The following is a 15020-nucleotide window of genomic DNA, read 5'->3' on the forward strand; positions in this document are numbered from 1 at the left end:
AATCGATCGTGCGCCCGGCGATCTTTATCTTAGCAACAATGAACCGTTCGTTGAAGATGGTGCTAAGAGACATCACGTGCTGGGTTTCGATCGGAAACTTTGAAAGCATCAGTTGGTCGCATGTTTTGGTCACGATGCCGCAGCCGACCCTGTAGGGATAGACCCGGGCCAACTTATCCATATGGTCTAGCAACGGAGGCGCTTCCATGACGTTCACGACGTCAGCGCCGGATGCGACGATCATACGCGTTATAGTCTCGCCACTTTTGACATTGCTGTTGAGCGCGTTGATGGAGAGGAGCCGGAAGCTTGGCTTGCCTAGGTCGGCATCGTCAGCTGTGAGACTGTAGCGCGTCGTCATCAGTGCAGCGTCGGTGGTGAGACCAAGCGAGACTACTAAAAGCCCCCACAACAGTGCGTCGCGCCTTGCCAAGAGCCCGAGGATACTCGCTGCTACGCAGCCTACTGCAACATGAAGCTGCATCGTATAGAGCACGGAGAACGCCCAGTGCGGATGAACGTAACGCGTAGACAGTGCGGCCAAAGTCAAGAGGACGAGGACGCCGACGGCGCAAGCGAGTCTCTGCCTCATGACAAACGTCCACCACCTTCACTTCGTTTGAGACTACAGCTGGCTCGTCGGTTGTGCTGTGCCCCCTTCAGGATGACCCTCTGGATCAGACCTGCTTGAGAATATTTCTCAAGTAGTTTCCATAGGTGCCTTTTCCATAGTCCCGCGCCAGAGCCTCAACGTCGTTGGGTGTGATGTAGCCAAGCCTGAAGGCGATCTCTTCGGGGCAGGAAATCTTGAAGCCCTGCCGCCTCTCAAGCGTCGCTACGAACTCGGAGGCTTCCAGCAGGCTGTCGGGCGTGCCCGTATCTAACCAAGCGTAGCCACGCCCCATTTGCTGAACATTGAGCTTTCCACGCTCAAGATAGGTGCGGTTGACGTCCGTGATTTCCAGTTCACCACGCGGCGAAGGCCTGAGGTTGGCGGCTATATCCACGACGTCCGCGTCGTAGAAGTACAGGCCCGTGACGGCCCAGTTAGACTTGGGCTTTTCAGGTTTTTCCTCAATCGAAATTGCCTTCATCGACGCATCAAATTCCACGACGCCGTAACGCTCGGGATCATTGACATGATATGCGAAGACCGTGGCACCGCTTTCATGCGCCATAGCGCTGCGAAACAGTTCTGTAATACCGTGACCAAAAAAGATGTTGTCGCCGAGGACAAGACAGGAAGATTGGCCGGCGACAAAATCCGCGCCGATAATGAAAGCCTGCGCTAATCCATCCGGCGACGGTTGGACCGCATAGGATAGCGAAATTCCCCACTTCGAGCCGTCACCCAGAAGTGCCTGGAAACCTGGGAGATCGCGTGGCGTGGAGATGATCAAGATATCACGAATGCCAGCCAACATGAGCGTTGAGAGCGGATAATAGATCATCGGCTTGTCGTAAACCGGCATCAACTGCTTGGAACTGACCAGTGTCATCGGATGCAGCCGCGTGCCGCTACCACCTGCGAGAATAATGCCCTTCATAATATCGTCCCATCATTAGAGTGTTTACGGATAAGACGCTCGACGGTTTGGTCCGTAGATATCTTCCAATCCGGAAGCCGGACGCCGTGGCGATCCTGTAGTCGGGTACAATCCAGCCTAGAATTTGCGGGTCGCTTTGCCGGCGTCGGATAAGAGCTTGTCGGGATACGACCGACCTCCGCTGAAGGCCCGCCACTAAGCGCCGATCGGGCGAAAATCTCTGTTGCAAAATCGGCCCAGCTCGCTTCGCCCGCACCGCTCATGTGGAAAACACCACGCAAGTTTGTATCCTCGCTATCGACCAGATTGCCAGCAATAGTGAAAACCGCATCAGCGATATCCAGTGCACAGGTTGGATTGCCGACCTGATCGTCAACCACGTTGATGCTGTCGCGCGTTTCTGCAAGTCGTAGCATCGTCTTCAAGAAATTTTTGCCAAAGGGGCTGTAGACCCACGCCGTCCGCAGAATCGCATAGTTTGCTGTCGCAGCCGTAATCGCCTGCTCTCCAGCAAGCTTCGAGCGCCCGTAAGCAGAAGCTGGAGCGACCCGATCCATCTCGACATAAGGTCTGTCTTTGTTACCGTCGAAGACGTAGTCGGTTGACAGGTGCAGCAAAGGAACGTCCAGCGCGCTGGCTACTTCCGCAATTTTGCCGACTGCGACGCCGTTGATGATCGTCGCCTCAGTCTCTTCGGTTTCCGCCTGATCGACGGCGGTGTAGGCGGCTGCTGAGACGATTACGTCCGGCCTTGCGGCGCCTATGATTGGGCTTATGGTTTCAGGAGCGGAGAGATCGAGGTTGGGACGTCCTAAAGCTATGACCTCAAATCGGGTATTGCCAGCTGCTCGTTCGAGCAAAGACTGGACCACTTGTCCCTCTTTGCCCGTGACAATCATCCGCAGTCGCTTCATACGCTGTCCTCTTTTTTTGGAGCGATGGACGTGCTCAAGAGCCCAAGTCGCGAACCCGCATATCCTTGTCGCAATGGCTCCCACCACCAGCTGTTCTCAAGATACCAGCGGACTGTTTTCTCGATGCCTGAGTCAAAATTCTCTTGTGCCTTCCAGCCGAGCTCTGTCTCCAGCTTGGTTGCGTCAATTGCGTATCGCGCGTCATGGCCTGGTCGGTCGTCGACATAGGTAATCAAGCTCGCATGCGGTCTCGGCGTGGGCGAGAATTTGTCCATCAGTTCGCAGATGCGATTGACGACATCGATGTTGCGGCGTTCGTTTCTTCCCCCGATATTATATGTCTCGCCAACCCTGCCGCGTTCGGCGACGATATCGAGCGCACGTGCGTGGTCCTCGACATACAGCCAATCGCGGATGTTTGCTCCGTTGCCATAAACCGGCAGCGATTTTCCTTCCATCGCATTCAGGATGATCAGGGGGATCAGCTTTTCTGGAAAGTGATAGGGACCGTAATTATTCGAGCAGTTCGAGACGACTACAGGCAATCCGTATGTCCGCTGCCACGCTTTGGCGAGATGGTCGGAGGCTGCTTTGGAGGCTGAGTATGGGGAGCTCGGATCATACGGCGTCTCTTCCGTGAAGAGACCTTCATCGCCAAGCGAACCATAAACTTCGTCGGTCGAGACATGCAGGAAGCGAAAATTGGTTTTCGCTTCCCCGACAAGGCCTGCCCAGTACTGTCGGGCACATTCCAGCATAGTGAAGGTGCCAATCACGTTAGTGTCGACGAAGTCTTTGGCGCCGGTGATAGATCGGTCAACATGGCTTTCGGCGGCCAGATGCATAACACGGTCTGGCTTAAAGCTTTCAAAAGCTTGGGAAATGACTGCGTGATCACAAATGTCCGCTTTTAGAAAGCGGTAGCTGGCATTGTGGGTGATGGTCTTCAGCGATGTTTCGGTGCCAGCGTAGGTCAACTTGTCCACGTTGAGGACATCGTAGCCCTTGTCGCCCACGAGATGGCGAACGACTGCAGAACCGATAAAACCGGCGCCACCAGTTACAAGAATGCGCATGATTGCTCCCGATCCGTTCGAAGGTTAGCCGGTCTGCGCCGGGCTATATTGAAACACGCTCCCGAGGGTGGCGAGTGTTGGTTGCTTGCCATCTTTATCCGACAGGATCGCATTATCTGCAGACACGGGCCAATTAATACCCAGAGCCGGATCATTCCATAATAAGCCCCGGTCATGTTCGGGGCTGTAGTAGTCGGTCACTTTGTAGCTGATGACGGTATTGGGCTCGAGTGTACAAAAACCATGAGCGAAGCCAGGGGGTACCCAGAGTTGGTGCGCATTTTCGGCACTCAGTTCCTCGGCAACAAATTGTCCGTATGTTGGAGAACCAGAGCGAATATCGACGGCAACATCAAGTAGCGCGCCCGCTGTGCACGAGACGAGCTTGCCTTGTGCCTTTGGCTCAAGCTGAAAGTGTAGGCCCCGGACTGTGCCCACTTCGGCTGACATCGAACGATTGTCTTGAACGAATTTGAAGTGGCCCGCTTCTGCTTCGAAGAGAGAGGCCCGGAAGGTCTCCATGAAGTACCCTCGTGAATCTCCAAATTTCTTCGGAACAATCAAGATGGGGCCTTCAATATTCAGTCGCTCAAAGAGCATTATGATTATCCTGAAAATCGCTTGTGAAAGGCTCAGTGCGAAAACGAGACTTACTGGTTGGCTGCAAAATGTCTAGTCTGCACGCGTGTATTACACGCACAAATACCGAACAATAGTGAATGGATTTTCCTGTTCAGGTTCTTTGCTGCCCATCATAGGGAGGAAATGCTCGATATAGCTTGTAAGTGTTCAAATTCGGCTTCCGCAACAAGCCAACAGCGTGTAAAGGCCCTGCAACTTACATGTGTAAGGATGGATCACTTTTGCGCCCGCAGGAACATTTATGGAACGGCCACCTGCCCAACCCGGGAAACACAGTCAGCAGAGGCAGGGCGCCCTTCACCGGAACCGAGGAAAAGTAGCCGGGAAGTTGCAAAGCGTACTACGGGCTTTGCTGTTGCTGCTCTGTCTCTTTTTGCTCTTTTCCTACGGAGGAGTTCAAGCCGAAACTGTGGCCATCGGATCTTTGCTCCTGTCCGTAATGATGCCTGTGATCTTGATGGTTTCACCAGTTCCGGCCAACACGCGTAATGTTACGACAATCGCTCTAATCTTACTTTCGCTCCTCGTGGGATGGACCGAGCTTCAAGCATCAGGTTTCTATAGTCTCCTCTATTTCGACCCGGTTTGGGAAATGGTGCGTACCTACCTGCCGTTTGCTAGAGCCTCGATATCGCTGACACCTGGAGACACATCCAGCGTGGTTCTGATGCTGGCGATCCCTTTTGGAGTATTCATTGCCGCACTGGCGCTTTTTAGAGACGAGAATCGGTGCAATCGGCTTCTAAGATATATGGTGATAGCCGGTGCCATCATCTCAGTGTTTAGCATCATACAGTTTCTTGCCGATCCGAACATGGTTCTGTTCGTCAAGAAGCAGGCCTATCAAGACAGTCTTACCGGCACATTCATCAATCGCAATACGGCGGCAACATTCTTTGGATTGCTTTTGATCCTACAGGTTGCGTTCACGTGGCAGAGTGCCAGCAAAACCGATTTGGTGCGCTCGGTTTTCGCATACCTTAACGGCATACCTTTCGTGGATCGAAGGGCTACGATTCTTGCTGGTCTCTACGCGCTATCATGTCTCGCGACGGCGTGCGCTCTGATGCTGACCAAGTCGAGAGGTGGCATCGTTTCGACGTTCGCGGCTCTTCTGTGCCTTTTGCTAATCCTTATTCTCTTTCCCGATCAAAAGGAGGTAAGGTCAACCAGCAAGAGGAAAGGCGGGAGTAGGAGATTTGTAGCAGCTGCCGCAATCCTCCTCGTTGGTAGTGGTATTTTTATATCGCTAGCAGAGCGCGTGCTTTTTCGAGGCGCGGCTCAGAATTTCGAGAGCCGCATATGCGTCTTTCCAGGGATAACCGCTGCGATCAAGGACCACATGCCGTTTGGTGCAGGTCTCGCCAGCTTCCGAGAAGTGTTCCCCGCCTATCGTGATGCAAGATGTGGTATCTATCTGATTTGGGACCGAGCCCACAATGTCTACATGGAGGGCCTCTTTTCTCTGGGCCTGGCGTTTATTCCGCTGCTCCTTGTCGGCATTGGAACATTAGCGTTCGTGTACATTCATGGGTTGAGAATACGGCGCCGACAGCGTTACATAGCCGCGGTTGGCTTAGCGTCTCTTGTTCTCGTCACTCTTCATTCGGCAGTTGATTTCTCTTTGCAAATTCCAGGTCTCGCGGCGTTCTTCGCTCTGCTCTGCGCGCCAATCGTGTCGATCTGCATGCTTCCGCCGAAGAAACAGGCGCGTAGCGAAAACAGAAATTGGAGGCGCGACACCTGATTGTTTTCGCCGCTTTCGGATTTGAGAAGATGCGATCCGCTTCTTCGCTGGGACCAAATGCATCAACTTGAGGAAAATATGTCTCCGACTCTATTTGAATTAAGGAATGTCTCATTCACGCTAGCTGTCTTATTTTGCTGAAACGCGGCATCGCTTAATGATCATTTAGTCCGTGCTAACTGAGCAACGTCTGTTTGTTAAAGTCGTGTCAATGACAATTAGATACATTAACAAAAAATATAATCTTGATGATTTTAGATAGCTAGAACCGGCGCGATGTTGCTCTGCGGCAACTTTATTTAGAAAACACATGCACATTTGTATTGGCAGGCGGCGCCAGTATTGCCTTCATTTGCTAGTCATTTTAAGCACATACAGACTGACGAGGGGCTTACATTGAAACACTTTAGATCTGGCGTTTTACTAAGTGCACTGCTGCTGGGGTTGTCGGGCTGTACATCTTTACCCGCTTCTGGCCCGTCTGCGCGTGCAGTTGAGTCAAACGCTACAGTCAAAGTGTCCGCTGTATCTTCGAAGAGTAATCAGACGGCTGGTATTGATTACGCTTTGGTGGATATAAATGCGGCTGTGCTGTCCGTGTTCAGCGATACGACGGCCAAGTCGCTGGAGGGAGGCTTCGGTGGTGGGCGCGGAGGGGCGCCGGTTCTGCCGCTCGGTGTCGGCGACGTTATTCAGGTCTCAATATTCGAGTCCCAAGCGGGTGGCCTGTTTATCCCCGCTGATGCCGGAAGTCGTCCAGGTAATTTTGTTCAGCTGCCTCAGCAAACAGTTGGGCGATCTGGTTCAATCAACATCCCCTACGCAGGCGAGGTTCAAGTCTCGGGCTACACGGAAGAGCAAGTCGCACGCGTCATCGAAGATCGTCTTGCAAACAGGGCTATCGAGCCGCAGGCGGTTGTCACCAAGATCAGCGCCCGCTCAGCGCAGGTCGCCGTCCTCGGCGATGTGAGAAGTCCTGCGAAAATTACTCTGACGGAAGCTGGCGAGCGTGTCTTGGACGTTCTCTCAGAAGCTGGCGGTTTGAGCTCTCCTGGTAAAGAGACCTACGTAACCTTGCAACGGCGCGGCCGCTCTGGGACCATTCTCTATGATCACCTGACGAAAACGCCTGCTGAGAACATCTATGTGGTGCCGGGGGACATCATCACGGTCGATCGTGAGCGCCGGACCTATCTCGCTTTCGGTGCCGCTGGACTAAATGGACGGTTTGATTTTGAAGAGTCTGATCTCTCGTTGGGCGATGCGTTAGGTAAAGCAGGCGGCCTGTTGGATGGTCGTGCTGACCCTGCGCAAGTCATGTTGTATCGTGTCGCTGACAAAGCGATGTTGAACAAGCTCGGTGTGAATGTGTCGCACTTCAAGGCTGATACTATACCTGTTATATTCCGAGCAAATCTGCGGGATCCGTCGAGCTTGTTTGCTCTCCAAAAGTTCCCGATGCAGGATAAGGACATCCTGTATGTCACCAATTCCGACTCGACAGAGCTCGTGAAATTCCTAAATATCGTGAATTCTGTCACTTCGACTGCTGCAGGTGCTACTTCCGACGTCAAGTCCACACGCGATACTGTTAGAGCTTTCTGAGTGCAGCGGTTTAATTGGGATCAGCCTTTAAGCATAAACGGTGTTTATTATAGTCGAGGGTTGCTGCTGCCAGCAAACCGTGTGATATGTTGGTAACCAAAGTATTAATTGCTAGGAGCACCTATATGTTGTCTTTTCGCGCGAGCGGCCTTCTTGCCATATGTGCATGTGCATATTTGGGGCTCACTGTTGGAGCGCAGGCTCAAGATGCGCCTAAAAGCTCTTGTTTTGTTGCTCCTGCCAAACTCCCCGATGCCGATGTTCAAGCGTTTCTTGCCAATCCGCAGGCGCTTCTTGAGCAGTATTCTGGTGGCGGGATGGCAATGCAAATGCGCGTTCGGGCTTTGGCTGGCTCAAGTCCAGCAACCCTTGCTGCTTTGATTTCACTGGCTGCCCCGGCGGCAGCTGAAAGTCAGGCGCAGGTCGCGGCGCTGAGCGGCCAGGTCGCTGGAATTGGTGGTGGATTGGGGCGCGCGGCACGGGCATGCGTGGTCGTCGATCCGCTGTACGCTGGCACGATTCAGAAGAGCGTGTTGGAGTCAGGTAACCAGCCGCTCATTGACGCCTTCAACGGCGCCAATGCGGAAGCGCCGACTGCAGCGCTCGGCGGCGGTGGAGGCGCAGGTGCTGGCGCCGGTGGTGCAGCGGTTGGTGGTCCGGGTGCTGGCGGCGCTGTAGGTGGTTCCGGTTCGCTTAGCACGCAGGCTGGCGGGAGCAATGGTGTCGGACAAAGCAACGGTTCGCTTGTCGCAAGTGCCAGTAGTGCCCGGTTCTTTTCTGCCTCTAGCGGCGGAAGCGGTGGATCCAGTTCGTCAGTAAGTCCGACAGCGCCGTAATTCAATGAATTTATACACGTCTATACGGCTCGGGGCTGAGATCTAAATCCATGGATGCTAGAAATACGTCTCTTGCCGTTCAACAGGCTAGGTCGTCGGACGATCAAGCTTCCGACATGTCTATTGATTTCGATTGGATGCTTGGCGTTGCTAAGCGGCAGTGGAAAATAGTGGCGGTTACGGTCGTCGTGTTTGTTGTCCTTGGCATAGCCTACGTCCTTACCGCGGTGCCATTCTATCAAGCGACTGCAAACATTCTGATCGACGGGGCCAATACAGTCGTCGTTGAACAATTGTCGAAGTTTGGTGAAAACGTCGACGATGATGCCGCGGTGCTGAGTCAGGTCGAACTGCTGAAATCCAGTGCAATCACAATGGGGACAGTGGATAGGCTAAAGCTCGATGAGAATCCTGTCTTCATGGCTTCTGATGCTGGACCAATCACCCAGGCGAAAAACTTTGTGCGGTCTTTGCTCAATGTTTCAACCTGGTTTGTGTCCAACACAGTGGTGGGCGAAGATAAAGAGCGGCTAAGACGGAATGCGTCCGACAAGGTTCGCGACAACATGCAAGTCAGCCGGACTGGAAAGTCTTACGTACTTGCTCTGAACTTTGTTTCCCCGTCTCCAGAGTTATCGGCCAAGATAGCCAATGGGATTGCCGAGGCCTACCTCAATGATAAACTGGACTCAAAATACGACGCGACGAGGCGCGCGAGTGACTGGCTTCAGGACCGCATTGCCGAGCTTCGCCAAAAAGCCCTAGAATCCGATCTTGCAGTGCAGAAATTTCGTACTGCAAATGGATTGGTCTCCACGGGAACTCAACTCGTCAGCGATCAGCAACTTGCCGAGCTCAACAGCGCGCTAATTGCCTCGCAGGCAGATGTCGCTTCAAAAATGGCGCGCTTCAACCGAATTCAGCAGATCATCAAAGATGGGCAGATGGACGCCATCGTTACCGATGTTCTTGCGAGTTCAATCTCAAACGATCTACGGTCGAAGTACTTAGCCGCTTCGAAACGTGCTGACCAGCTGTCTGCCATCCTCGGTCCGGACCATGAAAGTGTGGTCAGACAACGCAACGAGATGGCGGATTACAAGCGCCAGATGTTCGACGAATTGAGGCGCATTGCTGAGAGTTACAAGAGCGATGTCGATGTCGCGACAGCAAGAGAAAAGAGCCTTCAGGATTCCGTCAATCAAGCGACTAGCGTTAGCGCAGGTGCCAATGAGACCATGGTCCAGTTGCGTGAACTTGAGAGATCGGCGGAAACCTACAAAAACCTTTACCAATCGTTTCTGCAGAAGTTCCAGGAGGCAGTTCAGCAGCAGTCTTTCCCGGTGACAGAGGCGCGCATTATCTCGCCGGCCGTCGTGCCAACAACGCCTGCATATCCAAGAAAAACCTTGGTTGTGGCGCTGTTTGCAATTTTGGGTGCCGCCGCAGGCTCGGGCATTGGGATGTTCCGTGAGTATAGGGATCGTTTCTTCCGGACTGCCGAACAGGTTCGCGATGTTCTCGGGCTGGAAACGCTGGGTACCGCGCCTCTCATTTCAAAGATTAGCAAGCCTGCCGACAGGGTAGGTCAAGAGCCGTCACAGCGGGAGATTAGAAAGTCGAGTGCTGTCATGGACTATGTCCTAGACCATCCTCTTTCGCCTTTCGCAGAAGCGATGCGAAGTGTCAAAATTGCTGCCGATATGGTCTTGCCTTCTGCGGCTTGTAAGATAATCGGGGTTGTTTCCACTCTTCCAGGAGAAGGTAAGTCAACGGTCGCTGTCAACCTGAGCGAGTTGTTAGCGAGCCAAGGCTCACGCACTGTTCTAATAGACGCAGATTTAAGGAACCCAGGTGCCACACGGGCGATCGCGCGGCATGCGGAAAAGGGGCTCGTTGAGGCTGTTTTTGAGCAAGCTCCGTTGGAAGATTGTTTGCTTCGGAGCAAAAGATCGAAGCTTGCTTTTCTACCTGCGGTAATGAAACAGCGGCTGCCTCACTCGGCTGAACTGCTTTCATCTGCTCCGATGCGACACTTATTAAACCGTATTTCTGAGCATGCGGACTATATCATCATAGACCTTCCGCCGCTGGCGCCTGTTGTGGATGCGCGGGCCATGGCGACAAATGTTGATGCATTTGTTTACGTAACGGAGTGGGGTCGGGTTGCAAGACACATGGTGCGCCAGACGTTGAAAACCGAACCGCGGATATACGAAAAGTGTCTGGGTGTTGTTCTCAATAAAGTGGACATGAACCGCATGAAACTTTATCAAACATTTGGCTCTGCGGAGTATTACCACTCCAGTTACGCAACTTATTATCGCGAGGGCTAGGTCTATCAGTTTCTTAAAATTTAAGCAGGTGTCTCTGTGAGGTCGGCCATTCTGCCGGCGGTGATTTCTTTTTTCTTCCTGCTTATGGCTGGTATCGCAGTCAAGGAAATCGACCTCACGCGCGATGCGGCTGACATTGTATATCTAGGTCAGCGGCTGAATGTTGCTAATTCGATCGACGGCACCGCGATCGAAAAGAGAGTCTCAGAAGTGTCCAGCCTAGCGCAGGCTGGTATTTGCCGCTCAGATGTTGTCATCAGTGGCGCGGCGGTTGTGCTAGCCAATGTCGATCTTAAAAATGCCGATGATGATTACGAGGAATGGGCAGGCGCAGTTATCACAGCGCGGGACTACGTTTTACATGCCTTGACCTGTCTACCGACGCGAGGTGACCTTTGGTTGCGCCTCGCCATGATACAGCATGCCGCTGGCGAGAACCCAAGCGAGGTGGTTTCACTTTTAACGCGGTCGCAGTTGATGGCTCCGTCTGAAGGCGATGTAGTATTCGCCCGCTTACGTTTTTGGAGCAGACTGAGTGATACTACCCTCGATCTTGGAGCGAAGGTTCTTGAGAAGGATATTGCGACAGCTTGTATTGATCCGACAAGGTTGAAAAAGATGCAGGTCTCAGTGTCTTTGTTTGCAAGATTTACGACACTAGCACCAGCCCGATGCCGATTGATGGTTCTTTCTTGACTGAAGAACTTCTACAAGCATCAGGGCTGATGTGTATTCTCTAAAAATCTTGCGTTCGTGCTGAGTGGGAATAGGTCCCCAGTAAGGAAGCGGGCCCAGGTGTTGGACTTAAGCATTTTAAGTCCCTTGCTCACGTAGCTATGGATCTCTCGCTAAGGGACCTCAAAATACAACGATGAGGAAAGAATAAGACGGTTCCGACTGCGACGGAAGCGATTGATCGCTCATCTTTCCTGAGATCCAGTCGGGTTGATCCGGGCTACCGTTGCACCTGCAACCGGCAAAACAAGGCCGTGAGATGCCTGGATGTCCAGCCAGATCGATGCCGTTGAACGTCAGAGACTTGAGTTAGGGAGAACGGGCGCGAAAAGGATAGGTTGGCGCCAGTCGCTACAAGCCATAAATGATGCCAACGGCCACCAGCGACCATATAGCAAGCGAAAGCAATGTAGCGAACAACAAATAGCGAAAGCGCCGAGACATCTCTACATTTTAATAATCTAATATGAAAGCGCAACGGAACTTCTCATCGATGGTAAACGCTGGTTTGCGCAGCATCCACCGTCTGTTCCAAATTAAGCCAGTACCTCTTTCACCTGAACAATCTACTTAGTGCTCGCTGTGTAGAAAGTGTCCACTGAATTCGGCGATAGCGAACTTGCAATTAATCCGCCGCCTTTGATCGCAAGCGACCATAGGCCAACTGAAACCAGAAAACTCAGCAACCAAACTTTTGAACGCGGCGTCATTTGTCATACTCCTAACGATTTCACGGTAGGAGAGATTCATTTCAGCCTGTTTAAGATAGACCTTTAACAAATGGTAAATCCAGCAGAGTCATTTTGGTGCGTAATTTGCTGGAACAGGTATTCGTTCAGACTCAATATTGCGTTGCCAGAACTTATAGGTGAGGCGTGCTCTTTCTTCAGGTTCAGCTAAAGGTGGTAGCGCGGTTCCTTCCGTAGGAAGCCTTTCCCGATCGCTCAGCTTTTAGCGAGTATCGAGCGCCAGCAGTTCCGAAGAAATACCCGATTTTTTTCGTCCTTGGCCTGTGTATGGCCTTCGCTGACCTGAAACGTTCAAGTTCCTAAGACGTGCTCCAACCTTATTTCCCAAAAAATCGAATACTACAACCAAATAAATTTATGTATCGAAAAAATACAATCTACAGATGATTTTAAATTGCTCTATGTTGGCTCGGTCAATGCAGGGATACATCTTCAGTAACCGCTGCAGTTGAGCGGCGTGAAAATCAAGTGTCGGCAAAATTTAATTGCATAAAAGTCACATTTGCCTTGAGGTTAACTAATTGTTGAGGATAAAGATGACGCCGATGAAAGTTTAGGTTAAAAGAGCGTTATTGTATGTTAGTGCGGTTGGGATTGATATGAGCTTTTTTACTAATCAAAGCGCCACCGATCCATTGAGTGGCTCGATTTCAGACGTCAGTAACTCGCCTCGTTCGACAGGCTTAACGGCAGTCGGAGGCTCCTCTGCTGCACGGTCGTCTTTGAAACGCGGATTCGACATCGCATTTTCATTGACCGTGCTTGTCGTTCTCTTACCAGTTCTGCTTTTGATTGCACTGGCGGTTAAACTCGACAGCCCGGGCCCTGTATTTTTTAAGCAGGTTCGATGGGGCAAAGACCAGAAGCAGATACGGATATTAAAGTTTCGATCAATGCGCACTGACCTTTGCGACGTAAGCGGTGTTGCGCAGACGGTTGATGGAGACCCTCGAATTACCCGTCTTGGGAGCTTTTTAAGAAAAAGCAGTCTTGACGAGCTTCCTCAATTCATCAACGTGTTGAAGGGCGATATGTCGGTGGTCGGCCCTCGATGCCATGCTATCGGGATGTTCGCCGCTGGAGTTCCTTACGAGCAGTTGGTTTTCAATTACCACTATCGACATGAAGTTCGCCCTGGAATTACTGGGCTTGCTCAAGTTCGCGGTTGGCGTGGGCCAACAGTTGATCCGGTCCATGCTAGAGCTCGCATTGCTGCAGACCTGCATTACATCGAGAACTACAGTTTCTGGCTCGATCTTCAGATTGTCGTCGCTACTATCCGCAATGAAGTGTGCGGCGGGACCGGGCTGTAGGATACGACAACTCATCTAAAACCTAGTCACTCCTCGTCGTGCGAGGATGGTGTTCAATTCATTTAAATGCACCATCAGCGACAATGTCGCCCGATATCATGACGGAGCCTGGTATGGCTGTCAGAGTGGACAGAAATGTTGGTGATCCAGTGCCACGCGGAGCTGGGGGATTCGCCTTAGCTCATCTCAAACAAATCATTCTCCTCCTGTCACGAATATGCAATATAAGAAATATTGCATATTCGTGACAGGAGGAGTCGGTGATGTCGGTACTAGCGTCACTAAGCGACAATTCACCATCCACGCTGACGCTTTTGGAAAAGCCACTGGCTTCTGGCATGTCGCGCGAGGTTTATTCACTCCCCGGCACCAACATGCTGGTTAAGATACAAACAAAGGTACCGCCGCGCCGCTACTTCCAGAGCATCCGGCTACTGTATCTCGTGCGACGTTTCTACAAGGCCATCGTGCCGCTGCGGCGCGAACTGAGAGAGTATGAGAGGGTCGCACAGGAAGGCCCGAGAACCGTCCGCCATCTGCAGCATTTCGCAGGGACTGTTGCCACCGACAAGGGCACTGGCATCTTGGTGAAGGCGGTGCGTCGGAAGAATGGTGCTCTCGCCATGACCCTTCAGGATGCGATCGAGAGCGGACATTACACTCAGCAGACCGACGCTGCGCTACTGGAGTTTCTTGATTGGCTGGCCAAGAGCGATATCGTTGCCGTAGATGTCCACCTAAAGAACATCGTCGTCGATGAGAGAAACGGTGCGCTTGTTCTAATCGACGGGATCGGGGACAAGACTTTCCTGCCTGTTCGTTCGTGGTTCTCGTGGCTGAACAAGAGCTATAAGAAGCGGCTGGTCCAATCTATCTATGCGGAAGTATCCCTTCGTTTCATGAAATCCGCGCTAAGCAACCGCGCCGTCCTTCTGCTCTTCATGTTCGCTAGCACGATGTTCGGCATCGATATTTCAGATGGTCACTTGATTGATGGGTAGATCTTCGTACTTCCCAAAACCCGTAGGCTCCTGACGTTGCCCGCAGGCTATTGACTCGATCGCGATCTTCCGTTGTATCGTTGACCGAGGGACGTAGGGGCGTCTCAAAGGGGTAGAGGGACATCATGAAAAAGATTTTGACGCTGCTGGTCTCAGGACTGGCCGTAGCCGCCTGCGCGAAAAGACCGGACGCTATTGTTCCAGTCGATGTACCCATGGCTGCATATAGCAACATGGATTGTCAGGCGTTGGCGCAAGAATATCTCAAGGAGCAGACAGCTCTCTCGGCGGTCTCCAAGCAGCAAAATGATGCGGCAACCGGCGACGCGTTTGGCGTATTTCTCGTAGGCGTACCGATGTCCAGCACCTTTGGGGGTGACAAGGAAGGCCAAGTTGCGATCACCAAGGGCAAGGTCAATGCGATTGAAGCCAATCTGAGAAGCAAAGGCTGCAACATTCCAGTTGTGACGAAACCTGGAAGCAAGAAGGCAGCGAAGTGAGGGAGGTGACGCCTCTATC

The 15020-nt window shown here is 52.2% G+C and carries 12 protein-coding genes and 1 pseudogene; 8 read left to right on the forward strand and 5 right to left on the reverse strand.

What is annotated here, in order from left to right; all coding sequences use genetic code 11:
- The 5 genes and pseudogenes from WKI41_RS00005 to rfbC all read right to left on the reverse strand — a co-directional run.
- Positions 1 to 592: pseudogene (locus WKI41_RS00005) on the reverse strand (hypothetical protein); the annotation flags it as partial.
- A gap of 85 nt (positions 593 to 677) precedes the next feature.
- Positions 678 to 1547 (reverse strand): glucose-1-phosphate thymidylyltransferase RfbA, encoded by an 870-nt coding sequence (gene rfbA / locus WKI41_RS00010; RefSeq protein ID WP_340191489.1) that lies wholly within the window; start codon positions 1545 to 1547, stop codon positions 678 to 680.
- A complete protein-coding gene (rfbD, locus tag WKI41_RS00015) occupies positions 1544 to 2452 on the reverse strand; it encodes a dTDP-4-dehydrorhamnose reductase (RefSeq protein WP_340192281.1) in 909 nt (302 codons plus the stop codon). The genes rfbA and rfbD overlap by 4 nt, the downstream gene beginning before the upstream one ends.
- A 5-nt stretch (positions 2453 to 2457) precedes the next feature.
- A complete protein-coding gene (gene rfbB, locus WKI41_RS00020) occupies positions 2458 to 3537 on the reverse strand; it encodes a dTDP-glucose 4,6-dehydratase (protein WP_340191490.1) in 1080 nt (359 codons plus the stop codon).
- Between the two features lie 24 nt (positions 3538 to 3561).
- The gene (gene rfbC / locus WKI41_RS00025; protein ID WP_340191491.1) at positions 3562 to 4137 is read right to left on the reverse strand and encodes a dTDP-4-dehydrorhamnose 3,5-epimerase; all 576 of its coding nucleotides are present in this window, start codon (positions 4135 to 4137) and stop codon (positions 3562 to 3564) included.
- A 283-nt stretch (positions 4138 to 4420) separates the two neighbouring features.
- Here rfbC and WKI41_RS00030 point away from each other — a divergent pair, with 283 nt between their 5' ends.
- From WKI41_RS00030 to WKI41_RS00065, 8 genes are all read left to right on the forward strand, one after another.
- Positions 4421 to 5926, forward strand: a complete 1506-nt coding sequence (locus WKI41_RS00030) for an O-antigen ligase family protein (protein ID WP_340191492.1) — start codon at positions 4421 to 4423, stop codon at positions 5924 to 5926.
- 396 nt (positions 5927 to 6322) lie between these two features.
- The gene (locus WKI41_RS00035; RefSeq protein ID WP_340191493.1) at positions 6323 to 7531 is read left to right on the forward strand and encodes a polysaccharide biosynthesis/export family protein; all 1209 of its coding nucleotides are present in this window, start codon (positions 6323 to 6325) and stop codon (positions 7529 to 7531) included.
- Positions 7532 to 7848: 317 nt separating this feature from the next.
- Positions 7849 to 8367 carry a hypothetical protein gene (locus WKI41_RS00040; RefSeq protein ID WP_340191494.1) on the forward strand — a complete coding sequence of 173 codons (519 nt, stop codon included), beginning with the start codon at positions 7849 to 7851 and terminating at the stop codon, positions 8365 to 8367.
- A gap of 116 nt (positions 8368 to 8483) precedes the next feature.
- Positions 8484 to 10703, forward strand: coding sequence for a polysaccharide biosynthesis tyrosine autokinase (locus WKI41_RS00045; protein ID WP_340191495.1), 2220 nt, complete (start codon positions 8484 to 8486; stop codon positions 10701 to 10703).
- A 36-nt stretch (positions 10704 to 10739) separates the two neighbouring features.
- On the forward strand, positions 10740 to 11399 hold the full coding sequence (locus tag WKI41_RS00050) for a hypothetical protein (protein WP_340191496.1): 660 nt from the start codon (positions 10740 to 10742) through the stop codon (positions 11397 to 11399).
- Between the two features lie 1387 nt (positions 11400 to 12786).
- Positions 12787 to 13500, forward strand: coding sequence for a sugar transferase (locus WKI41_RS00055; protein WP_340191497.1), 714 nt, complete (start codon positions 12787 to 12789; stop codon positions 13498 to 13500).
- 263 nt (positions 13501 to 13763) lie between these two features.
- A complete protein-coding gene (locus tag WKI41_RS00060) occupies positions 13764 to 14501 on the forward strand; it encodes a YrbL family protein (RefSeq protein ID WP_340191498.1) in 738 nt (245 codons plus the stop codon).
- Between the two features lie 125 nt (positions 14502 to 14626).
- Positions 14627 to 15001: a hypothetical protein gene (locus WKI41_RS00065; protein WP_340191499.1), complete on the forward strand. Its 375-nt coding sequence runs from the start codon at positions 14627 to 14629 to the stop codon at positions 14999 to 15001.
- Positions 15002 to 15020 lie beyond the last annotated feature (19 nt).

Source organism: Agrobacterium larrymoorei (genome assembly GCF_037722385.1).
GTDB lineage: Bacteria > Pseudomonadota > Alphaproteobacteria > Rhizobiales > Rhizobiaceae > Agrobacterium > Agrobacterium larrymoorei_C.